Below are 21,762 nucleotides of genomic sequence, written 5' to 3' on the forward strand. Positions count from 1 at the left end.
TTTTTGATACAAGATCGGGGGCCATTTCAAATCATTTCTGGAGCTTTCATGCCTTGCTATCGACTGGACGGCTTGACGCCTGTGGTTCACCCCACAGCCTACGTGCACCCAAGCGCAGTACTGATTGGCGACGTCATCGTCGGCCCACGTTGCTACATAGGGCCCCTGGCATCGCTCAGGGGTGATTTCGGCCGCATCGTGCTGGAAGAGGGCGCCAACTTGCAGGACACCTGTGTAATGCATGGTTTTCCGGGTGGCGACACGGTGGTCGAACGAAACGGGCATGTTGGTCATGGCGCGGTGTTGCACGGCTGCAAAGTGGGCGAGGACGCCTTGATCGGCATGAACGCAGTGGTGATGGATGGCGCCCATGTCGCACCACGCTGCATCGTCGCGGCGACGGCGTTCGTCAAAGCCGGCTTCGCATGTGAAGCGCAGAGCCTGGTGATGGGGTCGCCGGCCCAGGTCAAACGGCCCTTGAGCGAACAGGAGTTGGCCTGGAAGCAGCGCGGTACCGCGGAGTATCAGCACCTGGCGCAGCGCTGCATGAACAGCATGGTCGAATGCCCGCCATTGGCCGAAGCCGAACCAGGGCGCCCGCGCATGGAAGATACCGGTGTACGGCCCAAAGGCCAGGCTTGGGCATGAGCCTGGTAGCGTCACGCAATGGTCAGGCGGCCCGCCGCACAGGTATAGTCGGTGCTTTATCCGCGCACAGTTCGCCCATGAGCAATCTTGCCCCACTGAACAACCTGATCACTCGCTTTCAGGAGCAGACGCCAATCCGCGCCAGCTCACTGATCATCACCTTGTACGGCGATGCCATCGAGCCCCATGGGGGGACCGTCTGGCTGGGTAGCCTGATCAACCTGCTGGAGCCGATCGGCATCAACGAACGACTGATCCGCACATCGATCTTTCGCCTCACCAAAGAGGGTTGGCTCACCGCTGAAAAAGTTGGCCGACGCAGTTACTACAGCCTGACGGGCACTGGCCGCCGCCGTTTCGAAAAAGCCTTCAAACGTGTCTACAGCCCGAGCCAACCGGCCTGGGATGGCGCCTGGACGCTGGTGTTGCTGTCGCAGCTTGAGGCCGGCAAGCGCAAGGCCTTGCGTGAAGAGCTGGAATGGCAGGGGTTTGGCGTGATGGCGCCGAACCTGCTTGGCTGCCCACGGGCAGACCGCGCTGATCTGGCCGCAACCTTGCGTGACCTGGAAGCCAGCGACGACAGTATCGTCTTCGAAACCCACACCCAGGAAGTGCTCGCGTCCAAGGCCATGCGCGCCCAGGTGCGGGAGAGCTGGCGTATCGATGAGTTGGGGCAGCAGTACAGCGAGTTCATCCAGCTGTTCAGGCCGCTGTGGCAGAGCCTGAAAGAGCAGCAACTGCTCGATGCGCAAGATTGTTTCCTGGCGCGCACCCTGCTGATTCACGAGTACCGCCGCCTGCTGTTGCGCGACCCGCAACTGCCAGACGAGCTGCTGCCAGGGGATTGGGAGGGAAGGGCCGCGCGGCAGTTGTGCCGTAACCTTTATCGGCTGGTGTTTGCCAAGGCAGAGGAGTGGCTGAATGCGGCGCTGGAGACGGCCGACGGGCCTTTGCCGGATGTGAACGAGGGTTTCTACCAGCGCTTTGGCGGGCTGGCCTGAACAAAAATGCTACACCCTGCAGGTCGGTGATGGCGAATGTTCTCAGCCCGGCGGCGGCAGGGCTTCAGGGTGTCGAGCATGGTGCTTTCAGGGAGTGCTTGCGTTCATCGTCAAGGCCGCCTTGCTCGACCGCCATCAATGCTGGCATGTCGAGTATTTCCACCAGCCTGCCGTGCAGGCTGACGACGTCTTGCGCACGCAAGCGGGCGACCGATCGGCATACGGTCTCCAGGCGCAGGCCCAGGTAGGATGCTATGTCCTCGCGCGACATGCGTAACATGAAGCCATGGGCGGAGTAGCCACGGTTGACGAAGCGCCGGGACAGCCCGATCAGAAAACTGGCCAGGCGCTGTTCGGCGGTGAGGTTGCACAACATCAGCACGCGCTCGTGTTCACGTACGATCTCCCGGCTCATCAAGCGGTTCAGGCTTTGCTGCAAGGCCGGAAAGTCGCGCGCCAGCGCTTGCAGGCGACGATAGGGGACCGGGCAGACTTCGCTATCTTCCAGGGCGATCGCGTCGCAGACATGGTGATCTGTAGCGATGGCATCCAGCCCGAGCACGTCGCCCGGCATCCAGAAGTTGATCACGACACCCTGGCCCTCGACGCTGTTGAGGCTGGTCTTGAAACTGCCGCAGCGCACGGCATAGAGCATGGTCAAGGGATCATTGGCATTGAACAGCGCCGTGCCTTTGCGGATGCGCATGCGTGGCCCGATCAGCGAGCCCAGGCAGCTATTGTCGTGCAGGGGCAAACCGGTGGGCAGGCACAAGCCGCTGACCCGACAATCACGGCACAGCGTCGCCAGCGGTTTCAGGTGAACCGGAGGCGAAGCAGGCTGTTCGAGCAGCGTGACTTTCAGTTGGCCAGACATGTTCAGGCCTCCTTCGCGCATCGGAAATCAGCCCGAGTCTGCGCAACTGGGCGGGGTGACCAGTCCAAGAGCATGTCCCGCGAATGGGGGGCGTTGAGGCGGGCATTGAGCCGCTGGACAAACTGCCCGGCTTCAGCGGCCGTGTTGAAACCTACCCGCCAGTCGTCCATGCGGACCCACCAGCGGTTCTGTTCGGTGTTGTTCTCGAGGTAGACGTTCATGGGTTCCTCCGGAGCATGCATGGGCAAGAAAACTGCGGAACGATGCAAACAAAGGCGTCCCTGCATCCAGTGCGCGAGGGCCAGGGGGTGATCGCCACTTTTTCGACGAACACCGCTGCTTTCATTAGGGCCATGGCATGCCTCCGGGGCTGGAAATTGTTGTTGTTATGGGCGTAGCGTGCGCCCGGCAATCGGCGATACGTTGATCCTCGTCAAGTTTTTGTGCTGTGGGAAATACCGTTGGTCCATTGGGGCGTCAGTTGACAAACGTCAAGTCCGCAAAGCACGGGTAACCGATGCTTCGGTTACGTATCGCAACCGTCGAGGTGTGCCATGGAAACCCCGCAAAGACTGCTGTTGATCGCATCGCCCCTGATGCGCCGAACCCCCGTCTACGACCGAGCCGCAGCCTTGGCCAAGGCCAAGGGCATGGCGCTGCACATCGTGGCTTTCGATTATGTGGAAGGGCTTGCCACGGCGGGCCTGGTCAATGACCAGGCGCTGGCAGTGATGCGCGAAGGTTACGTGCAGCAACACCGGGAGTGGTTGGAAAACCAGGCGCAGCCGATGCGGCGCAACGGCGTCACAGTCACGACTGAAGTGGTGTGGGTGCAGCATCCCTTGAACGAGATCCTGGTGCACCTGCGCGAACAGCCGTTCGCCCTGCTGATCAAGGAGTTCGAGCATGAGCCCTGGTGGGCGCGTGCCATGTTCACCAACCTGGATATCCAGCTGCTGCGCGAAACCCGCATACCGCTGCATCTGGTGCACAACGCCAGCCATGCGTTACCGCGCAGAATCCTGGCGGCCGTGGACCTGTCCAGGCCCGAGGACCAGTTCGAAGGCTTCAACGACCAGATCATCAGTGAGGCGCTGAAACTGGCTCTGCAGTGCAGCGCGCAGATCGAATTGCTGTATGCCTACGACCTGGGTTCCATGTACCTGGACGCGGGGGGCAGCCGGGCGCATTCGTTCCTGTTCGATTCCAACCTCGCCCGGACGCTACACGAAGCACAGAGCGACGCCTTCCAGGCCCTTGCCGAGCGCAATGGCATTGCCGCCGAGCACCGCCACATGCGCATCGGCGACCCGGCCAAAGCCCTGGCCGTGTTCATGGACAACAATGATATCGACGTACTGGTCATGGGCAGTTATCACCACCATGGCATCGGCTGGTTCATCGGCAGTACTGCCGAGCGGGTGTTGCATCGCTTGTCCAGCAGTGTGCTGGTGATTTCCCCCGAGCATTCCCAGGGGTGAGGTACAAGGCCCGCAGGTCCAGTTCGTGGAGTATCTCGCTGACATCGCCGCCCAGGTAGCGTGAGCTGAACCCCAGCCCCTTGGTCAGCCGGTGCATGGCGTAATTGTTCGCCAGGTCCCTGGAAATCATCCACTCATAGCCACTGCGCCGGGCCGCGCCGAGCAGGGACCGCAGCAAGCGCGCACCCAGGCCTTTGCGCTGCCAGTCCTCACGAAAGCTACGGAGGTTCATCATGGGTCAGTTTCGACAATTGCTGGTGCTGCTTACTGAAGTCGATCCCCATTCAGCCGCGCTGCGCAGTGGGCTGGCGCTGGCGCATGTCAGCGGTGCCAGCGTGCATGTGCTGGGGTTGTTCGAGCCGAGCGAGGAGCACCTGCTGCGCGAAGAGCGCCTGAACGAGGCTGATATCAAACGCCAGTACGACCACTACTGCGTGCAACTGCGGGCGCTGGCCGAACGGCACCGCGGCAGCGGTGTGACACTGACGGTCGACAGCCTTGCCGCCTACGATATCCGCAGCGAGGCCATCGCCTACATCAGCGAACTGCAGCCGGACCTGGTGATCAAGGACAGCGAATCCGCGTCGGCCCTGGCGCGGCTGTTCGGTACCCCGCTGGACAGTGCGCTGATGCGAGGTTTCAAGGGGCTCACCCTCTTCGTGCCCAAAGCGGCCGTTTCATTGCCTCGGCGCGTTCTGGTCGCCGTGGATACCTGTTTCAGCGAGACGCCAGAGGTTCAGGAACGGTTCAATCGAGGGCTGATTCGCGTCGCCCAGGCGTTGGCACTGCAGTGCGATGCTGCGTTGCATCTGCTGTCGGCCTACAACCTGGCCGGTGTGTTCGCCGCGGACATGAACGTCACCGAGGCGTGGATTGACGAGCTGCGCGCGGCGCTGCAGGAACCCTTCAACGCCTTGGCAGAGGCAGAAGGTGTGGCGCCGGAACGCCGACACTTCGTGGAGGGCGGCTCGGTGCAGGTGATTCGCGAACAGGTCGTGGCCCTTGAAGTAGACGCGGTGGTGATGGGCGTGGTGCAGCCCAAAGGGCTGGACAAGCTGCTGGGGGACACTACTGAACGCATGGTCGGCCATCCGCCGTGCAGCGTGCTCGCGGTCCATCCTCATGTGTTCGAAACCCAGGAGCCTTGGCCATGCAACTGACCTTTCTCGGCGGCACCGGGACGGTGACCGGCAGCAAATTCCTGTTGACCGGCGACCGCACGCGGATACTGGTGGACTGCGGGCTGTACCAGGGCTACAAGCAATTGCGCCTGCGCAACTGGGAACCCTTGCCTTCGGCACTGCGGGCGCTGGATGCAGTCGTGCTGACCCACGCCCATCTCGACCACAGTGGCTACCTTCCAGTATTGGCCAGGGAAGGCTATAGCGGACCGATCTATGCCACGCCGGCAACCTGCGCCCTGGCTGAAGTGCTCCTGCTGGACAGCGCGCGGCTGCAGGAGGAGCAGGCCGAACATGCCAATCGCCACGGTTATTCCAAGCACACCCCGGCGCGGCCGCTCTATACCGAGCAGGATGCCAAACAGGCGCTGGCACTGTTGCGCCCGGTGGAGCTGCATCAGGCAACGCCGATTGCCGAGGGCATGGACCTGCTGCTGCGCACGGCTGGCCATATCCTGGGCGCGGCGACTGTGCAGATCAGTGCGCAGGGCCAGACCTTGGTCTTCTCGGGTGACCTGGGCAGGCCGCAAGACCCGATCATGCGGGCACCGGAGCTGGTCCGTACGGCGGATGTGCTGCTTGTGGAGTCCACCTACGGTGATCGCAAGCACCCGACAGAATCGATCGAGCAGTTTCTGGCCCAGGTCATCAACCAGACACTCCTGCGCCATGGCATCGTCCTGGTTCCTTCATTCGCTGTCGGGCGCGCCCAGCTGCTGATGTATTACCTCTACAAGCTCAAGCGTGACCGGCTGATCCCGGATATCCCGGTGTACCTGAACAGCCCGATGGCCACCGATGCCACGGCCCTGTATCAGCAGTTTCGCAATCAACATCGGCTACTGGCGGCGGAGTGTGCGGCGATGTGCAAGGGCACACGGATCATCCGCACGGTCGATGAGTCCCGCCACCTTGACCAGCTGCGCGAGCCGGCGGTGATCATTGCCGCCAGTGGCATGGCCACCGGTGGTCGGGTGCTGCACCACCTGAAGGCGCTGGCCCCCAATCCGCGCAACAGCATCCTGTTCTCCGGTTTTCAGGCGGGAGGCACGCGCGGGGCTGATATCGTCGCTGGCGCCCACAGCGTACGCCTGCAGGGCGAAGACGTGCCCATCCGGGCGCAGGTGCACGCCATGGAAAACCTCTCCGCCCACGCCGACGCCGACGAGATCATGGAGTGGTTGCGTGGTTTCACCCGGCCACCGCGGCAGACCTACGTCATCCATGGTGAGCCACACGCTGCCGACACCTTGCGACGGCGCATCAGCCTGGAGCTGGGCTGGCAGGTGAGTGTGCCGGAATATCAGGAAACCGTTGCCATCGACCCGGTGCGCTGAACCCGGCGCGGGAGGTAGTCATGAATACGCAAGCACGTGCGAAACTACGGGCCTGGATGCACCGCCCCAGGGGCAGCGTGGGCTGGATCGTGGCCATCGCCACGTTACTCATAGCGGCGTCTGTCTACCGTGCCGTGAGCCCGAGTTGGCGCATGCCCATGCGCGATCCGGCCGTGCTCCTGAGCCTGCTGGCCTTGTGTGTGGCGCTGGGCTGGGCCGTGCAGCGTGGCGTGAAACGCACGGTCGGCAAAGCCATTTTCAACGGCCAGGAGACGGGCTGGCAGGCCAGGCTGGCCTTCCTGCGCTCGATCACCCGGGAATCGAACGTGCTGATGGGCATGCTGTTGCTCCTGGCGGTGCTGGGCGGTGCCACCGTATGGCTGGCCGGGCGCTCCGTGGCGCAAATCATGGAAAACTGCTCGGCCAACCTGCTGGCACAGGTGCAGGTGCCTGAAAATGAGCAGCTTGCAGCGTTGGTCGGCAAGCCCGTGTGCACCTGCCTGGCGCAAACCTTCCTCCAGCGTAATGGGGGGATCCGCCTGGCGTTGTTCGAGACACCGATGCAGGAAGTGAGCGGCCTGAAGGCGCTGACCCCCGCTGATGAGCAGCGCTGCCTCGCGCAGTTCGATCTGTTGCCCGAGGAGGGGCATGCAGACACGCCTTGAAGCAATGCGGGGAGGGCCGTGGCTTGCCTCGCCCAGCAGGATGACGCGCGCGTCAGCGTAGCGGTCGAACAGCGCTGCGAATGCCGGCGTATCCAGGTGTGGCAAAGGTTCGGCGTACTGATGAAGCACCGGGGCAATATCGGCAGTGTCGACCTGATACTGCTTGCCGTACAGTTTTTCCATCAATTTATTCGAAGGGCCGTTGAGGAGAAAACTCCGTAGTCGCGCCGCCGCGCCTTGACCTGTCAGGGTGCGGCGGCCCTGGGTCAGATCAGGGAGAGCCGGTGGATGATCTGGCTGGGATCATCCGGGTCAGCGACGGTGGTGAACCCCGCCGCTTTGGCCAGCTCGCGCATCGCTTGGTTGGCTGCTGCGTCAACCGAATACATCTGCCGCAAGCCCTTGGCCCGTGCATGGTCGATCAGGTGGTTGAGCAGCAGGCGACCCAAGCCATGGTGCTGCCAGCTGTCCATGACAGTAACGGCGCATTCGCATTCGTCCTTGCCGCTGGCGGTGGCGTAGCGGGAAATGCCCACTTCCTGCAATTCGCCATCCACGTGGGCGAGGGCGACGTAGGCCGCCTGGCGGTCCTGGTCGACCTTAATCAGCTGGTCGAGCATGGCTTTGCTGGGCTCTCTGAGCTGGCACAGGAAGCGGAAATGCCGCGACTCGGGCGACAGCCGTTCGATGAAGGCTTTTTCGCGTTCTCGGTCCTTGGCCTGCAGGGGCCTGATCAGCACGTGAACGCCGTTTTCAAGGGCTTCGATCCAGTATTCACCCGAAGGTTTGGGAAACGAAGGGTTTGTGTGCACACGGGAAGTCTCGGCGGGCGCCATGGCAATGTCCTCTGTGTTGAATGAACAAGGAAGGTCAGTTTCGGCAGCGGGCCTTGCCCTGACTTGACAGTTGTCAAATGCTTCACTCATGACCTGTCAAACCTGCAGGCGGTCGATGTGCTGCCTCGGCCTCTGATCGCCGCGAACCTGAACGAGGACCTGTTGGATGTGGTCCTCAATTCCCAAATGGTTGATCAGCCCTATTTGGCTTTCCAGTACTTCTGCATTTCCAGGAACAGGAACGAAGCGGTCCAGGTGATCATCACCAGGCCCGTCAGCGCCTGCAGGCCGGTGAGGTACTTGAGATGGCCGGTGGGGGCGATGTCGCCGAAGCCTATGGTGGTGTAGGTGGTGAAGGAAAAATATACGCAGTCCAGAAAGCTACCGTCGAAATTGCCGCTGAGCGTGCCCCAGCCCTCGGCGTGGGCCATCAGGTAATAAGCCAGGGCGAAGCACCAGACCTCCACCGCGTGGGCCAGCAACGCCCCGAACACCCCTGCGACGATACGAAACCGGCTCCACAGCCTGAGGCGCGGTAGCCAGTCATTCAGGCGCAGCAGGCATTCGTAGTGAATTACCACCACCAGGATCACGATCAGCATGTTGATCAGAGTGACAGTGAACATCGTTGTTACTCGGCACGGGGTTGCAGGGTCACGGCTGGCTGATGCTGGCGCCATTGATATCGGGATTGGATTCCAGCTCTTCGATTACAAGGTCCCGCAAATCGATGTCGTTCATGATGGGCTCCGTTTGCAGACCGAGAGTGGGGGCTGGAGTGCCCTGCGTCCTTGTTTCTACCCCTGCACCGGGCGTGGCGATTGATAAAGGTCAAACTCGGCGAACAGACGCTGCGCGGTTGACAAATGTCAGGCCTGCGCCTGCCAGCTGAGTCAGAGTGCTTCGTCGCGCCGGCCGTGGCGTATCACTTCAAGGCACACGCTGCCTCGAAGGGCGGGACATGGCATTCGACGATATCCTGCGCCGCGACCTGCATTGACGGCAGCGGGGGCGCGAAAAAGGAAACAGAGCGCGGCTATAAGGTGCCGCTCAGCAGCCAACCGAACACGCCGCAGCCCAGGACAACCAACCATGCCGGCCACTTCCAGAACATCAGGGCCATCAAGGCAATCAGCGCCCATGCCAAGTCTGCTGGCTTGGCGATGGCGCTCGTCCACACCGGTTGGTACAAGGCAGCCAGCAGAAGCCCGACCACGCCGGCGTTTACCCCGGCAAGCGCTCACTGGCTGCGGGCGCTGCGCCGCAGTGTTTCCCAGAAGGGAACTACACCGATCACCAACAGGAAGGAGGGGGTGAAAATGGCGAGAATGCCAACAGTCGCGCCCACCCAGCCGGATGGCTGCACGCTCATCGAGGCGCCCAGAAAGGCTGCAAACGTGAAGAGTGGGCCCGGTATGGCCTGCGCCAGGCCATAACCTGCCAGAAAGGTGTCATTTGCGACCCAGCCATTGGCTACTGTGGCCGACTCCAGCAACGGTAGAACCACATGCCCGCCGCCGAATACCAGTGAGCCTGCGCTATAAAAGGCGTTGACCATTGCCAGTGCTTGCGAGGGCCAGATGCGGGTCAATAGCGGCAAGCCGATCAACAAGGCAAAGAACACTACCAGCGCAGCCAGCCCGGCCTTTCGGCTGACTGAAAACGGCAGCTCTTCCCCTGCAGGGGAACCCGGAGGCTTGAGCAGGATCAAGCCTGTGATGGCCGACCCTGTGATCACGGCTATCTGCCCGATTGCGTTGGGCCACAGCAGCGCGGTACAGGCAGCGAACAGGGCGATGCTTACCCGCGCAACATCGGTGCAAAGGCTACGCGCCATGCCCCACACCGCCTGGGCCACCACGGCGACTGCGACGATTTTCAGGCCGTGCAACAGGCCACTTGGGGCGCCACCTCCCCATGCCCCCAGGCCCTGAGCACACAGCGTCAACAAGAGGGCTGATGGCAATGTGAACCCTGCCCACGCGGCGACAGCGCCCGCGAACCCCGCCCGTGAAAGGCCCAGAGCAATGCCGACCTGGCTGCTGGCGGGGCCGGGAAGCAATTGGCACAGGGCGACCAGCTCGGCATAACTGCGTTCACTGAGCCACTGGCGGCGCGCTACAAATGCTTCACGAAAGTAACCCAGATGCGCGATGGGGCCACCGAAAGACGTCAGCCCCAGGCGCAAGAACACCAGAAACACCGACCAGGCAGAGTCGCTGGGCTTCACGCCGCACTGAGTGTGTTCTGACACGGCAGGCTCCTTGGGCTAGTGACGCTGTAGTTTTTGTAGTTGGGACAGCCTGCCATGAGGCCTGATCTGGTGCTGCGCATGAAAAATCTATGCAGTATTAACGCAATATCTATACAAGATGCTATCGTTGTACAGTATTTACGCGTGATCGAGGTCAGTATGGCGCACCGTGCTCGTTGGGCTTGCCTCTGTCTGCTATTGGCTGCCTTTTCGGCGGTGGCGGACTGGAGGGCGGATCTGCCTGGGGCGCAACGGCTTGGGAGTGGTGAGTTCACCTGGTTTGGTCTGCGTCTATATACAGCGCAATTATGGACGGCAGGGCAAGTTCATGATTGGAACCAGCCATTCGCCCTTGAGCTGCTCTACCACCGCTCCTTGTCCAGGGGCACCTTGGTACAGGCCAGCCTTGAGGAAATGCGCCGCCTCAACGGTCGCAGCATAACGCCGCAACAACGCACGGCGTGGACCCATGGGATTGAAGAGGCATTCGTGGATGTGCACCCCGGCATGCGCATTACCGGCTTGTACCTGCCGGGGCAGGGCTGCCGCTTTTACGTCGACGGTAAATTTAGCCGCGAAATCGCCGACCCGGTCTTTGCCAGGGCGTTTTTTGCCATCTGGCTCGACCCCGGAGCCCGGGATACACAACTGCGCCAGCGCCTGCTTGGGCTGGCTGGTAACGACTGAGGATCATGACATGTACAAAGTGCTGTTGCTGGTGTCGTGCCTGCTTCTGGGCAGCTGTGGCAATGTCGGTGTCGAGCACTATGCCCAGGAGCAACCGAAACTGGACCTGGCCGCATTCTTCTCGCGACCGGTGCAGGCCTGGGGGATGTTCCAGAAGCGTTCCGGCGAAGTGGTCAAGCGCTTCCACGTACATATCGACAGCCGCCGCGAGGGTGAGCGGCTGATCCTCGACGAACATTTTCTCTACAGTGATGGCACTCGCCAGCAGCGTACATGGACACTTGTGCCAGACGGCCCGGGGCGCTGGCGCGGTACCGCGGGGGACGTGATCGGCGAGGCGCGCGGCGAAGTGGCGGGTAACGCGCTGCGATGGCGGTACCAGCTGGACCTGCCAGTGGACGGGCGGCACTGGCAGGTAGACCTGGACGACTGGATGTACCTCATGGATGACGACACCCTTATCAACCGTTCAAGCATGAGCAAGCTGGGCGTTGAAATCGGCCAGATCACCCTGTTCTTCCGCCGCCTGCCAGAGGGCACACCATGAACCTGATCGCGCTTACCCAGCTGGTCTCGACCGGCGAAGCAAAGGAACTTGAACTGCTGTCGCTGGAGGGTGGCTTCTACCTCCTGCGTGCCTTGACCGACGCCGGCCCTGTGACATTGAGCGATGCCCATGGGCAGCCCGTTCGCGTGCGCTCCACTACCGAGCTACGCCAGCTGTTGGCCGACCTGCCAACCGTGCCGTGCATGCTGGTACAGCAGGTGGTGCATGATGAGATGTGCGGGCAACGTGACGGCCCCATTGCGCCGCTGCGCGTACCGGTAACGCTCACCAGCCAATGGTAGCCTGAACGATGCGCCTGGGCCTTGTGCTGGGTGACCAGCTGTCGTTCGACCTGGCGAGCCTGGCTGCCCTTGACCCCGCCCGCGATGCTGTTCTGATGGCGGAGGTGGAGGGTGAAGCCCGCTACGTGCCGCATCATCCGCTCAAGATCGTGCTCATCTTCAGCGCCATGCGGCACTTTGCCCAGGCCCTGCGTGAGCGGGGTTGGCAGGTGCATTACGTCGAGCTCGATGCTGACGGCAATAGCGGCAGCATCGTTGGCGAGTTGCACCGCTGGCAACACGCCTTGGGCGCCACGCACATTCACCTGACCGAGTGCGGAGAGTGGCGCCTGGAGCAGGCTTTGCATGATGCCGCATTGCCCCTCGTGTGGCATCGCGACACGCGCTTTCTGTGCTCCCGCGAAGCTTTTGCGCGCTGGGCCCATGAGCGTCGTCAACTGCGTATGGAGCACTTCTACCGTGGCATGCGCAAGCGAACCGGGCTGCTTATGGAGCCCGACGGCAGCCCGGCAGGTGGGGCTTGGAACTTTGATGGTGAAAACCGCAAGCCATTACCTCGCCAGTTGCGTGGGCCGTTCGCTGCGCATTTCGCGCAGGACGGGATCACGGCAGCGGTGGTCGCCCTGGTCCGTCGGCGCTTCAGCGACCACTACGGGGACATCGACGGCTTTGACTACCCCGTGACCCATGCCGAGGCACAACAACTGTGGCAGCATTTTCTGGATTTTGGCCTGGCGGCATTCGGCGACTACCAGGACGCGATGGCCGAGGGCGAGCCATACCTGTTCCATGCGCGCATCAGTGCGGCGCTCAACATCGGGCTTCTGGATGTGCGATGTCTGTGTGAGGAGGTCGACCAGGCCTGGCGCGAGGGGCGGGTGCCGCTTAATGCAGCTGAAGGCTTCATTCGCCAGTTGATCGGCTGGCGCGAGTATGTGCACGGTATCTACTGGCTGCGCATGCCGGAGTATGCCGGGCTCAATCACCTGGGCAACGACCGAGCTTTACCTGAATTCTATTGGACCGGGCGCACCCGCATGCGCTGTATGGAGCAAGCCATCGGGCAGACCCTGCGGTTGGGCTACGCGCACCATATCCAGCGGCTGATGGTGACCGGCAACTTCGCTTTGCTGGCCGGTATCGTGCCCACCGCCATTTGCGAGTGGTACCTGGCGGTGTACATGGATGCCTTCGACTGGGTCGAGCTGCCCAACACGCTTGGCATGGTGATGCACGCCGACGGCGGCTACCTGGGGTCCAAGCCGTACTGCGCCAGTGGTCGATACATCCAGCGCATGTCCGATCATTGCAAGGCTTGCAGTTACAAGGTCGATCATGTAATCGAGGACGATGCCTGCCCGTTCAATGCCCTGTACTGGCATTTTCTTATCCGCCATCGTCCGCTGCTGTCGACGAACCCGCGTTTGACCCTGGTGTATCGCAGCCTGGATGGCATGACGGCTAGCCGGCGCGACGCTGTGTGGCAGCGTGGCCAGACGCTGTTGGCGCAGCTTGATGCGCAGCAGCCGCTATGAAAAAGAGTCTTTTGCCCAGCAAGGTCTGCGTGGTGTGTGGCCGGCCGTTCAACTGGCGCAAGCGCTGGGCACGCTGTTGGGAGCAGGTGCGCTACTGCTCCGAGCGATGCCGTAGGTCAGCGCCGCGCCGCGAGGCGCGCGAGCAGGGGCAGGGCCAACGCCCAGATCGGCATCAGTAGCAGGCCGGTTTCCAGCGTGCCCAACGGCAGGGCGACCTGTGTAACCCTTGCGCCGCCTACGTAGGCCAAGGGGCCGCCGAGTGCCCCGATCAGCGCACCGATCTGCCAGTGCCTGCCGGCCCATGCCAGGCTGTGTCGCATGCCGCTGGCCAGCACCAGCCACAGCAGCGCCAGCCACAGTGGCAGCGGCCAGGCGTCGAAACCGAACACGCCCAGCGCCCCCAGCGTGCTATCGAGCACACACCCGGCCAAGGTGACGCGCAACAGCGCCTTGACCTCGGCGTTAACATCCGGGCACAGGCGCAGGTGCACCACCACACCTGCAATCACCAGCAGCAATAGCCAGGGGCGTTCGGCGCCTAGCACGCAGATCCACCAGCCTGCCTGTAACCAGACGGCATTGGCGACGAGCCAGCGCCCAGGCATCAGGCACCGTCAGGCAATGGAGCGCGACGCGCCAGTGGCGCTGCCCACAGCAGGTGTGCAACGCCGATGGTGCGTTCCTCGAAACCGCCCTGGCAGTAACACAGGTAGAACTCCCACAGGCGCTGGAACATGTCGTCGTAGCCCAGGTCCGTCAGTGCTGTGCGCGCCAGGCGCAGGTTTTCACGCCAGTGCTGCAGGGTGAGGGCATAGTCCTGGCCGAAGTCCTCCATGTGCACGAGGTTGAGTGCGGTGTGCCGGCTGGCGGTGTCGAGCAACACGCTTAGCGAAGGCAGGGCGCCACCTGGGAAAATATAGCGTTGAATGAAGTCGACAGAGCGCCGCGCCTGGGCATAGCGCTGGTCGCGGATGGTGATCGCCTGCAGCAGCATCAGGCCGTCGGGCTTGAGCAGCGAGGCACATTGGCGGAAATACGCAGGCAGGTAACGATGGCCGACTGCCTCGATCATTTCAATCGAAACCAGTTTGTCGAAGGTGCCTTGCAGGTCGCGGTAGTCTTCGCGCAGCACCTTCACGCGCTGCTCAAGCCCCAAAGCCTGAACACGCGCCAGGGTATGGCTGTACTGGGCCTCGGAGAGCGTTGTGGTGGTGACCCTGCAGCCGTAGCGGGTGGCTGCGTGGATTGCCAGGCTGCCCCAGCCGCTGCCAATTTCCAGCAGGTGATCGTCGGGGTGCAGTTCAAGTTTCTGGCAGATGCGCTCCAGCTTGCGCAACTGGGCGTGCTCCAGTGTTTGCCCAGCATGTTCGAATTGGGCCGCTGAATACATCATGGTGGGGTCCAGCAGCCGCTCGAACAGGGCGTTGCCCAAATCGTAATGGGCCAGAATATTGCGCCGGGCACCGCGTTTGTTGTTGCGGTTGAGCCGGTGCAGAAGGCGCAGGGCAGGGCGGCCGAAACGGGCCAGGCCACCCTCGAGCGCGTCGAGCACTTCAAGGTTGGCGACGAACAGGCGGGTCACCAGCGCCAGGTCGGGGCTTCGCCAATAGCCGTGGATGTAGGCCTCGCCAGCACCGATCGAACCATTGCCGGCGATCAGGCTCCAGGAGGCGTCATCGAGGATCTCCACCTCGGCCTGCAACGGGCTGTCGACATCACCAAAACTCCACTGCTGCCCGTGGCACAGCAGGCGCAGGTGGCCGTGGCGAAGCTTGCCCAGCTGGGCGAGCACGGCGCTGCGTGCAAGACCGCCGAGCAAGGGCGCAAGGCCTGCGAACTTGCTAACGCTCAGTGTGGGATTTGACATCATCAGGGTCCTCGCAAGGTTGGCCCAGCGCCAGGTCATTCTGGCTGGTGGTGTGGTCATGCACGGGGGTGCGTTTGAGTAGCAGGCGTAGCGCTTGCCAGTAGATGGCCGTGACAGTGCGCAGACTCATCCATGGGAAGGTCATGACATATCGACGTAGTGCGGTTCCATCCAGTGGTTGACGGTGCAGGGCGAGGTCGGCCTCGAACACCTTGTGGCCGTCCTGCCAGTTCTGCATGTGGATGCGTACATGGTCTGCGCTCAGGAAAAAGCGCAGGTGATAGTCCATGTCCACCGGCATGAACGGTGAAACATGGAAGGCCTTGGCCACGGTGAACGGCTTCGCAAGGTTCTCTTGCACCGGCAGTACGTAATGAAAACGCTCACGCCACGGGGTGTTGCGCACCTCCATCAGGATTGCCGTCAGGCAGCCGTCGCGGTCGTGGCAGAAATAGAAGCTCACCGGATTGAACGACAGCCCCCAGCAACGCAGTTGCGTGAGCAGCCGTACCGAGCCTTCGGGCATATGCCCAGTGGCCTGACACACCAGCAAGCGTGCGGCCTGTGCCAGGGTTTTGCCGTGCCGGGTCTGCGCTGGCAGGTAGTCGGTCTCGCGCCAGCACAGCGGTGCTAGGCGCCAGCGCCCCAGCCAGCGTGACAGGCCCATGAGCCAGGCTTGTTCGTCCAGGTCCACGAAGAACATGCCAATCCGGTAACGGAAAGCATGGCGCCGCGGGGTCAGCCGACGGTGACTGATCCAGCCCAGACAAAGGCTGCTGTTCACAATTGCTCTCCGAAGTGCGCAGCCACTTTCAGCGCGCTGACCACCCCGTCCTCATGAAAGCCGTTGCCCCAGTAAGCGCCACAGAAGTAACTGTGCTGCTGACCCTGCAGTTGCGCCTGGCACGCCTGTGCGGCGGAAGCGGCAATGCTGTACTGAGGATGGGCATACTGGAAGCGCGCGATCACCTGCGCCGGGTCTATCAGTGCGGTCTGGTTGAGGCTTACGCAGAAGGTTGTCGGCGCCTGGATTCCTTGCAGGATGTTCATGTTGTAGGTCAGCGCGGCGGGAGCCTGCTCGGGGCCGCCCAGGCGGTAGTTCCAGCTGGCCCAGGCGCTCTTGCGGCGTGGCAGCAGGCGGGTATCGGTGTGCAGCACCACATCGTTGCTGGCGTAGCCAATGGCGCTGAGTACAGCGCGCTCCAGCATGGTTGGGGTTTCCAATACCGCAAGAGCCTGGTCGCTGTGGCAGGCGAACACCACATTGTCGAAGCGTTCGGTGCCGGCCGCGCTCACCAGAGTCACGCCTCCCTCGTCGCGGCTGACCCGGGATACCTTGCAGTTGAGGCGTATGCGTTCAGCAAACGGTCTGCACAGCGGCGCGACATAGCTGCGTGAACCGCCTTCAATCACCCGCCACTGTGGCCGTTGGTTGACCGACAGCAAGCCGTGGTTGCGACAGAAACGGACGAAGAACTCAAGGGGGAAATGGAGCATGTCGGCGCGGGACATCGACCAGATCGCAGACCCCATCGGCACGATATAGTGGTCGATGAAGCGCTGCCCGTAGCGCTGTGTCTGAAGGTAGGCGCCCAAGGTGGTGTCTGTATCGATTCGCTGGTTGTCCAGGTCGGCCAGCGCCTGGCGGTTGAAGCGCAGAATATCCCTTATCATGCCCCAGAAACCTGGCGACACCAGGTTACGGCGTTGAGCAAACAGTGTGTTCAGATCGTGACCGTTGTACTCCAGGCCAATGACCGGATCATGCACGGAAAAACTCATTTCGGTCGGCTGCGAGGTGACCTTGAGCTGGTCGAGCAAGCGTATGAAGTTGGGGTAGGTCCAGTCGTTGAAAACGATGAAGCCGGTATCTATTGCATGGCGCTGGCCCTTCCAGACCACATCGAGGGTGTGCGTGTGCCCTCCGATCCATTGCTCGGCTTCGAACACTGTTACTTCATGCTTGCGTGACAGCAGATGGGCGCAGGTCAGCCCCGCGATGCCACTGCCGATGATTGCGATACGCATGGATCATCATTCCTGTTCATGACGGGCGAGGCGTTGGCTGAGTGCCAAACGCAGGCGCGCGGGTAGTGCCCCTGACAGGCGCAACACCAATGTGAAAAGACCGGGACAGTTGATTTCCAGGGGCGGGGCAGGGCAGCCGCGTGGCGATATGCCGCGCTGCGCAGTCCACAGCTGCGGCATGGGGAAATCGTTGCGACGTATGAGTGGCGTGTCGACGAAGCCAGGGCTGACCAGGGTGACCGCGTGCCAGGCGTGGGTGGCAAAACTGCAGCGTCCAGCGCAGGTAGCCTTGCCGTGGTCTTACCTCGTCGTACAGTTTTTCCCGCGTGTCGATGTTAGCCCCATCGAGCCTGGCGAAGCGCACGACGAATTGCTGTAGGTACGCTGGCATGCTGGGCTCCAGGAAATCCTGTACAAAAGTTGTTTGTTGTACAGGTATAGCTGAAAGCCAAGCATTAATCTATACAGAAAAACGATCTTGTATAGCTTTTTGTCAACGCTCTATCTGTCCCAGTTGCCAGCGCAATTCAGCCACTTCAGCCTCCAGCGCGCGGACTTTCTCCTCGGCGCATATCTGCGCGGTGACGTCGCGCTGAATGCCGATGTAGTACGTCAGCTGGTCCGCTTCGTTGTACACGGGCGTGATGGACAACTCATTCCAGAACAGGCTCCCGTCCTTTCGGTAGTTGCGCAGCACCTGGCAGCAGGGGCGGCCTTCACGGATCGCCTCGCGGATGGTTGCCACGCCCGCCTGGTCATGATCTTCGCCCTGAAGAAAACGGCAGTCCTGATAGAGGATATCGTCGGCGCAATAGCCGGTCAGGCGCTCGAAGGCGGGGTTGGCGTAAATCAGGATGCTTTCAGTGCCTTCCTGCTCGGCGACGACGATGCCATCGTTGGAATGCTCGACCATCAGTTGCAGGAGTTTCGCGGTGATCATAGGGCCCACCTACAGGCGTTTTGTATGCGATGTGCGCAGCGTAGCTTCTGTGCAGAAGGTATCGGCGCTGTTTGTTGCATGATGGACCAAGGAGGCTCGCCGCAGAAGGTGCATATGGGTTTAGAATGGCCTACCACTCGGATATCCCCTCGTTATGACTGACGCTACCCCACCCGATTTGCTACCTATGCGCGATGTTGTCAGCTTGACCGGCATCAATCCGGTGACCCTGCGTGCCTGGGAGCGGCGCCATGGGTTGATACGTCCGCAGCGCACCGAGGGTGGCCACCGACTCTACACGGCGCGGGATGTACAGCGCATATGCGACATCTTGCGCTGGACAGCAAGCGGCCTGTCCGTCAGCAAGGTCGGTGATCTGCTCGCAGCCCAGCCTGAGGCGTCTGTGCAGCAGCATTCGGCCTTTGACGATTGGCGCGCGGCCGTTGTGCGCGCAACCAAGGCATTCGATCGGACGGCACTGGAGGGGATCCATGGTCAGTTGTTCACACTCTTGCCCAAGGCCACCGTGCTGCGTGAAGTGCTGATGCCAGTATGGCATGACCTGGCTTCAGGCACTGCGCCAGGCCAGCGCAGCCAGTGGTTGTTTCTCGACACTTTCCTTCGCTCCCGCTTGCTGCTGCGTCTGCAGGTGAACCAGGTCGATGCGCCGCAGGTTTTGCTAGCCGGTAGCGAGGGGCAAGCCGAACTCAGTGTGTTGTGCGCCGGGCTACTGTTGAGCAGTGAGCTACAGCGTATCGACGTGCTCGGTTGCGGGCAGCCACTTGAAGAGCTACCCATCGTGTGTGCGGCCATGCAGCCTGCGGCAATGGTGATAAAAGTCCAGGTGCCGGTGGGCCCCGGCTTGGCCAAGCGCCTGCGGTCGTTGCAGATGGAAATCGCGTGCCCGCTGGCCCTGATAGGCGAGGGGCTGGTCGATTCGCAACCCGCCCTGAGCGGAATCCCGCTATGCCTGCTGGACGAGGGGGGCGCCGACGCCGCGCGCATGCTGAACGCCTTGCACCGGGGTGCTCTTGACGTTTGACCGAGGGGCTTGCTCCCCCAGACTGGCTGAGTGTCCGCAGCGGTTGTTTAATTTGAGGTCGTGAAGAGTAGGGCAGATGGCTCGTAAGCGTTTTGAAGAACAGCACGTCAATAACTACACTAAATAGACATTTAGTGTAGTTATCAGCAATTTTTGCCCAAACAACGAAAAACACAGAGATAAAATCACTGGCTTTCCGTTAATGCAAGCAATATCAAGCTTACGCCGTCTGCTTAAACGGAGCAGGCGGCGGGCTTTTGATACCCTGCAACCAGTCGCAGTAGCGGGCCACGCCTTGCTGGACGGTTAATGTGGGCGCCTGGTAACCGGCAGCGCGTAAGCGCTGCAGGTCAGCACAGGTGTGGCACTGGTATTTGCCACGCAAATGATCAGGAAATTCGCTGTACTCAAGCACCCCCTCAAGCAAGGCAATCTCAAGTGACAAGGGCGATTGGTCTTGCTGCTCACGCAGCCGATTGATCACAGCCAAGGCAACGTCATTGAACGGCTGGGCGCGACCACTGCCGACATTGAAGATACCGCTCAACTGTGGGCGCTCAAGGAAGAACATATTGACCTTGACCACATCATCCACAGAGACGAAATCACGCAGATGGCCACCGCCGGGATAGTCACCATAGCTGCCGAACAGGCTGACTTTTCCATGGGACTGGTACTGGTTGAAGCAGTGCAGGGCCACTGACGCCATCGCACCTTTATGCTGTTCATGGGGCCCGTAGACGTTGAAATAACGCAAGCCGACGACCTGGCTCCGAGCTGTCATCAACTGCCGGCGTACCTGTTGATCAAACAGGAACTTGGAATAGCCATAGACGTTTAGCGGGCGCTCACACTCAGGTTGTTCTCGAAAATCCTGCCCGGCGCCATACACAGCTGCCGATGACGCATATAAAAGCGGGACCCGTTGTTGCTGCGCCGACGCAAGCAATTCACGGCTGAACCGGTAGTTGTTATCCATCATGAAACGACCATCAGCTTCGACGGTGCTTGAACACGCACCCTGGTGCAGCACAGCACGCACGTTGCCAAACTCACCACAAGCAAAGCGATCGAGAAAATCGTCCTTGTCCAGGTAGTCGGCAATTTCACTGTCGGCCAGGTTGCGGAATTTGTCGCCATCGGTCAGATCGTCGACGGCGATGATCTCGGTTTCGTTGCGCTGGTTGAGCGCCTGTACGAGATTGCTACCGATGAATCCTGCGGCACCGGTTACGATGATGGTCATGACAGATTCCCCGTGAGGGTACGGTGCCCGCATTTTAATCAAGGGAACAAGAGCCAACCTTAACCTGGGTCAACGAATGAACCGGGTTCGACGCATGAGGGCCTTGAGCAGGCTCACCATCTGGGCAACCACGGTGCAGCGCTAAAATACGAAAGTTCGGATAATGCATATTATGTTAAATAGCGTATAGCATCAGTGATGCGGTTCATCGTCTGCTCCGTCGGTAATCATTAGAACTGCCTCAGTCACTTCCCTCGGCATCCCGGGCATACGGGTTTCACCCTGGACGCGCTTGGCCAGCAGCCCCCGCCATATATTTAGCAACGAGCCCACGCGCGCCGGACCACCTCGTCCTAGCTCTAGGCGGACGCGCTCAACAGATCTCAGACATTTGCTCGCAACAGTTCGAGCAGAAGTTTGAATGCAGGCTTAGGCTGTCTTCGACTCGGATAGTAAAGGTGATACCCCGTGACGACGGGACACCAGTCTTCCAGGACACGTATGAGACGGCCGTCGTGAACCTGTTGTTGGACGACATCCTCCGGGAGATGCGCCAGCCCGACTCCAGCCAGCGCGAAGTCCAGCATCATGGGGACTGTATTACAGACCATGTGACCATCCGCCCGAACTCTCACCTCACGTCCGCCCTTTTCAAAGGGCCAATACCAAAGGCCCCCTGATGTCGGTAGGCGAAGATTGATTCCAATATGCACGGTGAGGTCATGGGGCGTAACAGGCCTGGGCCTGCGCTTGAAGTAAGCAGGTGAACCCACCACAGCCTGCCGGAAATCAGGACCTATACGTACGCCGATCATGTCCTTGGCCACCTGCTCGCCCAGACGGATCCCTGCGTCGTAGCGTTGCTCGACAATATCGATCAAGCCGTAGTTGTTATTGATTTCGACCGCGATCTCGGGATAGTTCAGCATGAGGTTGCTGACGGCAGGAACCAGAATCGTCGCAGAGGCATGCTCTACCGAGGTGATCCGCAATGTCCCTGCGGGTTTCCCGCTTAATTCAGAGAGATCGGCCAGCCCAGCCTCAATGCCCTCGAAATGGGGTCCTATGGAGCCTAGCAATCGCTCGCCCGCCTCTGTGGGTGACACGCTTCGCGTGCTGCGAGTCAGCAGTTGCACTCCCAACTGCTCTTCGAGGCGTCTCAACGTCCGGCTCAGAGCAGGCTGTGAAGTACCTAACTGGGCCGCCGCCTTGGTGAAGCTGCGCTCGCGCGCGACAGTCAGGAATGCAACCAAGTCATTAACGGTGTCCCGCATAATTGATACCAAGCTGA

The 21,762-nt window shown here is 61.3% G+C and carries 24 protein-coding genes and 5 pseudogenes; 12 read left to right on the forward strand and 17 right to left on the reverse strand.

What is annotated here, in order from left to right; all coding sequences use genetic code 11:
• The first annotated feature begins 48 nt into the window (after positions 1–48).
• Positions 49–648, forward strand: coding sequence for a phenylacetic acid degradation protein PaaY (gene paaY / locus ACN6NG_RS13835; RefSeq protein ID WP_063424234.1), 600 nt, complete (start codon positions 49–51; stop codon positions 646–648).
• A 77-nt stretch (positions 649–725) separates the two neighbouring features.
• On the forward strand, positions 726–1,649 hold the full coding sequence (gene paaX / locus ACN6NG_RS13840; RefSeq protein WP_197897491.1) for a phenylacetic acid degradation operon negative regulatory protein PaaX: 924 nt from the start codon (positions 726–728) through the stop codon (positions 1,647–1,649).
• Positions 1,650–1,713: 64 nt separating this feature from the next.
• On the opposite strand, the gene ACN6NG_RS13845 is transcribed toward paaX, so the two are convergent.
• Both ACN6NG_RS13845 and ACN6NG_RS13850 read right to left on the reverse strand, forming a co-directional pair.
• Positions 1,714–2,523, reverse strand: a complete 810-nt coding sequence (locus ACN6NG_RS13845) for a helix-turn-helix domain-containing protein (RefSeq protein WP_474314502.1) — start codon at positions 2,521–2,523, stop codon at positions 1,714–1,716.
• Positions 2,524–2,525: 2 nt separating this feature from the next.
• A complete protein-coding gene (locus ACN6NG_RS13850) occupies positions 2,526–2,744 on the reverse strand; it encodes a hypothetical protein (RefSeq protein ID WP_063424237.1) in 219 nt (72 codons plus the stop codon).
• 333 nt (positions 2,745–3,077) lie between these two features.
• Between ACN6NG_RS13850 and ACN6NG_RS13855 the strand changes: the two genes are divergently transcribed.
• Positions 3,078–4,004, forward strand: a complete 927-nt coding sequence (locus ACN6NG_RS13855; protein WP_063424238.1) for a universal stress protein — start codon at positions 3,078–3,080, stop codon at positions 4,002–4,004.
• Between the two features lie 10 nt (positions 4,005–4,014).
• Here the strand turns inward: ACN6NG_RS13855 and ACN6NG_RS13860 are convergent.
• Positions 4,015–4,215: pseudogene (locus ACN6NG_RS13860) on the reverse strand (N-acetyltransferase family protein); the annotation flags it as partial.
• Between the two features lie 22 nt (positions 4,216–4,237).
• Between ACN6NG_RS13860 and ACN6NG_RS13865 the strand changes: the two are divergent.
• From ACN6NG_RS13865 to ACN6NG_RS13875, 3 genes are read left to right on the forward strand one after another with little or no spacing between them, the layout of a single operon-like run.
• Positions 4,238–5,164 (forward strand): universal stress protein, encoded by a 927-nt coding sequence (locus ACN6NG_RS13865; RefSeq protein ID WP_474314505.1) that lies wholly within the window; start codon positions 4,238–4,240, stop codon positions 5,162–5,164.
• On the forward strand, positions 5,155–6,522 hold the full coding sequence (locus tag ACN6NG_RS13870) for an MBL fold metallo-hydrolase (protein ID WP_353455428.1): 1,368 nt from the start codon (positions 5,155–5,157) through the stop codon (positions 6,520–6,522). The genes ACN6NG_RS13865 and ACN6NG_RS13870 overlap by 10 nt, the downstream gene beginning before the upstream one ends.
• Positions 6,523–6,578: 56 nt before the next feature.
• Positions 6,579–7,187 carry a hypothetical protein gene (locus tag ACN6NG_RS13875; protein WP_474314802.1) on the forward strand — a complete coding sequence of 203 codons (609 nt, stop codon included), beginning with the start codon at positions 6,579–6,581 and terminating at the stop codon, positions 7,185–7,187.
• 15 nt (positions 7,188–7,202) lie between these two features.
• Here the strand turns inward: ACN6NG_RS13875 and ACN6NG_RS13880 are convergent.
• From ACN6NG_RS13880 to chrA, 5 genes and pseudogenes are all read right to left on the reverse strand, one after another.
• A pseudogene (locus tag ACN6NG_RS13880) lies at positions 7,203–7,370 on the reverse strand (erythromycin esterase family protein); the annotation flags it as partial.
• 83 nt (positions 7,371–7,453) lie between these two features.
• Positions 7,454–8,023, reverse strand: a complete 570-nt coding sequence (locus ACN6NG_RS13885) for a GNAT family N-acetyltransferase (RefSeq protein WP_353455429.1) — start codon at positions 8,021–8,023, stop codon at positions 7,454–7,456.
• Between the two features lie 200 nt (positions 8,024–8,223).
• A complete protein-coding gene (locus tag ACN6NG_RS13890) occupies positions 8,224–8,649 on the reverse strand; it encodes a potassium channel family protein (RefSeq protein ID WP_229608938.1) in 426 nt (141 codons plus the stop codon).
• 267 nt (positions 8,650–8,916) lie between these two features.
• Positions 8,917–9,020 (reverse strand): annotated as a pseudogene (locus ACN6NG_RS13895) (phosphoribosyltransferase); the annotation flags it as partial.
• Between the two features lie 39 nt (positions 9,021–9,059).
• A pseudogene (chrA, locus tag ACN6NG_RS13900) lies at positions 9,060–10,277 on the reverse strand (chromate efflux transporter).
• Positions 10,278–10,436: 159 nt separating this feature from the next.
• On the opposite strand from chrA, the gene ACN6NG_RS13905 reads away from it, so the two are divergent.
• The 5 genes from ACN6NG_RS13905 to ACN6NG_RS13925 are packed head-to-tail and all read left to right on the forward strand — an operon-like array spanning position 10,437 to position 13,527.
• Entirely contained in the window at positions 10,437–10,964 is a 528-nt protein-coding gene (locus ACN6NG_RS13905) for a chalcone isomerase family protein (protein WP_474314804.1), read from the forward strand.
• 10 nt (positions 10,965–10,974) lie between these two features.
• A complete protein-coding gene (locus tag ACN6NG_RS13910; RefSeq protein WP_474314509.1) occupies positions 10,975–11,511 on the forward strand; it encodes a DUF3833 domain-containing protein in 537 nt (178 codons plus the stop codon).
• Complete coding sequence (locus ACN6NG_RS13915) at positions 11,508–11,813, forward strand: DUF6482 family protein (protein ID WP_016499695.1); 306 nt, start codon at positions 11,508–11,510, stop codon at positions 11,811–11,813. Before ACN6NG_RS13910 ends, ACN6NG_RS13915 begins: the two co-directional genes overlap by 4 nt.
• Before the next feature lie 8 nt (positions 11,814–11,821).
• On the forward strand, positions 11,822–13,348 hold the full coding sequence (locus tag ACN6NG_RS13920; RefSeq protein WP_474314513.1) for a cryptochrome/photolyase family protein: 1,527 nt from the start codon (positions 11,822–11,824) through the stop codon (positions 13,346–13,348).
• Complete coding sequence (locus ACN6NG_RS13925) at positions 13,345–13,527, forward strand: DUF2256 domain-containing protein (RefSeq protein WP_080642791.1); 183 nt, start codon at positions 13,345–13,347, stop codon at positions 13,525–13,527. Before ACN6NG_RS13920 ends, ACN6NG_RS13925 begins: the two co-directional genes overlap by 4 nt.
• On the opposite strand, the gene ACN6NG_RS13930 is transcribed toward ACN6NG_RS13925, so the two are convergent.
• The 6 genes and pseudogenes from ACN6NG_RS13930 to ACN6NG_RS13955 all read right to left on the reverse strand — a co-directional run bounded on the left by ACN6NG_RS13930 (position 13,465) and on the right by ACN6NG_RS13955 (position 18,183).
• Positions 13,465–13,953 carry a DUF2878 domain-containing protein gene (locus tag ACN6NG_RS13930; RefSeq protein ID WP_197897498.1) on the reverse strand — a complete coding sequence of 163 codons (489 nt, stop codon included), beginning with the start codon at positions 13,951–13,953 and terminating at the stop codon, positions 13,465–13,467. The genes ACN6NG_RS13925 and ACN6NG_RS13930 overlap by 63 nt on opposite strands.
• Entirely contained in the window at positions 13,953–15,215 is a 1,263-nt protein-coding gene (locus ACN6NG_RS13935; RefSeq protein WP_063424247.1) for an SAM-dependent methyltransferase, read from the reverse strand. The genes ACN6NG_RS13930 and ACN6NG_RS13935 overlap by 1 nt, the downstream gene beginning before the upstream one ends.
• On the reverse strand, positions 15,190–15,999 hold the full coding sequence (locus ACN6NG_RS13940) for a DUF1365 domain-containing protein (RefSeq protein WP_197897501.1): 810 nt from the start codon (positions 15,997–15,999) through the stop codon (positions 15,190–15,192). The genes ACN6NG_RS13935 and ACN6NG_RS13940 overlap by 26 nt, the downstream gene beginning before the upstream one ends.
• Positions 15,996–17,243, reverse strand: coding sequence for an NAD(P)/FAD-dependent oxidoreductase (locus tag ACN6NG_RS13945; RefSeq protein ID WP_197897502.1), 1,248 nt, complete (start codon positions 17,241–17,243; stop codon positions 15,996–15,998). Before ACN6NG_RS13945 ends, ACN6NG_RS13940 begins: the two co-directional genes overlap by 4 nt.
• Before the next feature lie 6 nt (positions 17,244–17,249).
• Positions 17,250–17,486: pseudogene (locus tag ACN6NG_RS13950) on the reverse strand (SDR family NAD(P)-dependent oxidoreductase); the annotation flags it as partial.
• A gap of 250 nt (positions 17,487–17,736) precedes the next feature.
• Positions 17,737–18,183, reverse strand: coding sequence for a PAS domain S-box protein (locus tag ACN6NG_RS13955; protein WP_474314518.1), 447 nt, complete (start codon positions 18,181–18,183; stop codon positions 17,737–17,739).
• Positions 18,184–18,337: 154 nt separating this feature from the next.
• Here ACN6NG_RS13955 and ACN6NG_RS13960 point away from each other — a divergent pair, with 154 nt between their 5' ends.
• Positions 18,338–19,225: a MerR family transcriptional regulator gene (locus ACN6NG_RS13960; RefSeq protein ID WP_474314520.1), complete on the forward strand. Its 888-nt coding sequence runs from the start codon at positions 18,338–18,340 to the stop codon at positions 19,223–19,225.
• Positions 19,226–19,445: 220 nt separating this feature from the next.
• On the opposite strand, the gene rfaD is transcribed toward ACN6NG_RS13960, so the two are convergent.
• The 3 genes from rfaD to ACN6NG_RS13975 all read right to left on the reverse strand — a co-directional run bounded on the left by rfaD (position 19,446) and on the right by ACN6NG_RS13975 (position 21,748).
• The gene (gene rfaD, locus ACN6NG_RS13965; protein ID WP_474314523.1) at positions 19,446–20,471 is read right to left on the reverse strand and encodes an ADP-glyceromanno-heptose 6-epimerase; all 1,026 of its coding nucleotides are present in this window, start codon (positions 20,469–20,471) and stop codon (positions 19,446–19,448) included.
• A 192-nt stretch (positions 20,472–20,663) separates the two neighbouring features.
• The gene (locus tag ACN6NG_RS13970; RefSeq protein WP_474314806.1) at positions 20,664–20,894 is read right to left on the reverse strand and encodes a DNA-binding protein; all 231 of its coding nucleotides are present in this window, start codon (positions 20,892–20,894) and stop codon (positions 20,664–20,666) included.
• Positions 20,855–21,748 (reverse strand): LysR family transcriptional regulator, encoded by an 894-nt coding sequence (locus ACN6NG_RS13975; protein ID WP_197864033.1) that lies wholly within the window; start codon positions 21,746–21,748, stop codon positions 20,855–20,857. The genes ACN6NG_RS13970 and ACN6NG_RS13975 overlap by 40 nt, the downstream gene beginning before the upstream one ends.
• Between the last annotated feature and the right edge of the window lie 14 nt (positions 21,749–21,762).

Source organism: Pseudomonas sp. TSO6, from assembly GCF_056098905.1.

Bases quoted from the DNA above. Each gene is read 5' to 3' on its own strand.
- paaY (WP_063424234.1), top strand. From the start codon at position 49: ATGCCTTGCTATCGACTGGACGGCTTGACGCCTGTGGTTCACCCCACA.
- paaX (WP_197897491.1), top strand. From the start codon at position 726: ATGAGCAATCTTGCCCCACTGAACAACCTGATCACTCGCTTTCAGGAG.
- ACN6NG_RS13845 (WP_474314502.1), bottom strand. From the start codon at position 2,523: ATGTCTGGCCAACTGAAAGTCACGCTGCTCGAACAGCCTGCTTCGCCT.
- ACN6NG_RS13850 (WP_063424237.1), bottom strand. From the start codon at position 2,744: ATGAACGTCTACCTCGAGAACAACACCGAACAGAACCGCTGGTGGGTC.
- ACN6NG_RS13855 (WP_063424238.1), top strand. From the start codon at position 3,078: ATGGAAACCCCGCAAAGACTGCTGTTGATCGCATCGCCCCTGATGCGC.
- ACN6NG_RS13865 (WP_474314505.1), top strand. From the start codon at position 4,238: ATGGGTCAGTTTCGACAATTGCTGGTGCTGCTTACTGAAGTCGATCCC.
- ACN6NG_RS13870 (WP_353455428.1), top strand. From the start codon at position 5,155: ATGCAACTGACCTTTCTCGGCGGCACCGGGACGGTGACCGGCAGCAAA.
- ACN6NG_RS13875 (WP_474314802.1), top strand. From the start codon at position 6,579: ATGCACCGCCCCAGGGGCAGCGTGGGCTGGATCGTGGCCATCGCCACG.
- ACN6NG_RS13885 (WP_353455429.1), bottom strand. From the start codon at position 8,023: ATGGCGCCCGCCGAGACTTCCCGTGTGCACACAAACCCTTCGTTTCCC.
- ACN6NG_RS13890 (WP_229608938.1), bottom strand. From the start codon at position 8,649: ATGTTCACTGTCACTCTGATCAACATGCTGATCGTGATCCTGGTGGTG.
- ACN6NG_RS13905 (WP_474314804.1), top strand. From the start codon at position 10,437: ATGGCGCACCGTGCTCGTTGGGCTTGCCTCTGTCTGCTATTGGCTGCC.
- ACN6NG_RS13910 (WP_474314509.1), top strand. From the start codon at position 10,975: ATGTACAAAGTGCTGTTGCTGGTGTCGTGCCTGCTTCTGGGCAGCTGT.
- ACN6NG_RS13915 (WP_016499695.1), top strand. From the start codon at position 11,508: ATGAACCTGATCGCGCTTACCCAGCTGGTCTCGACCGGCGAAGCAAAG.
- ACN6NG_RS13920 (WP_474314513.1), top strand. From the start codon at position 11,822: ATGCGCCTGGGCCTTGTGCTGGGTGACCAGCTGTCGTTCGACCTGGCG.
- ACN6NG_RS13925 (WP_080642791.1), top strand. From the start codon at position 13,345: ATGAAAAAGAGTCTTTTGCCCAGCAAGGTCTGCGTGGTGTGTGGCCGG.
- ACN6NG_RS13930 (WP_197897498.1), bottom strand. From the start codon at position 13,953: ATGCCTGGGCGCTGGCTCGTCGCCAATGCCGTCTGGTTACAGGCAGGC.
- ACN6NG_RS13935 (WP_063424247.1), bottom strand. From the start codon at position 15,215: ATGTCAAATCCCACACTGAGCGTTAGCAAGTTCGCAGGCCTTGCGCCC.
- ACN6NG_RS13945 (WP_197897502.1), bottom strand. From the start codon at position 17,243: ATGCGTATCGCAATCATCGGCAGTGGCATCGCGGGGCTGACCTGCGCC.
- ACN6NG_RS13955 (WP_474314518.1), bottom strand. From the start codon at position 18,183: ATGATCACCGCGAAACTCCTGCAACTGATGGTCGAGCATTCCAACGAT.
- ACN6NG_RS13960 (WP_474314520.1), top strand. From the start codon at position 18,338: ATGACTGACGCTACCCCACCCGATTTGCTACCTATGCGCGATGTTGTC.
- rfaD (WP_474314523.1), bottom strand. From the start codon at position 20,471: ATGACCATCATCGTAACCGGTGCCGCAGGATTCATCGGTAGCAATCTC.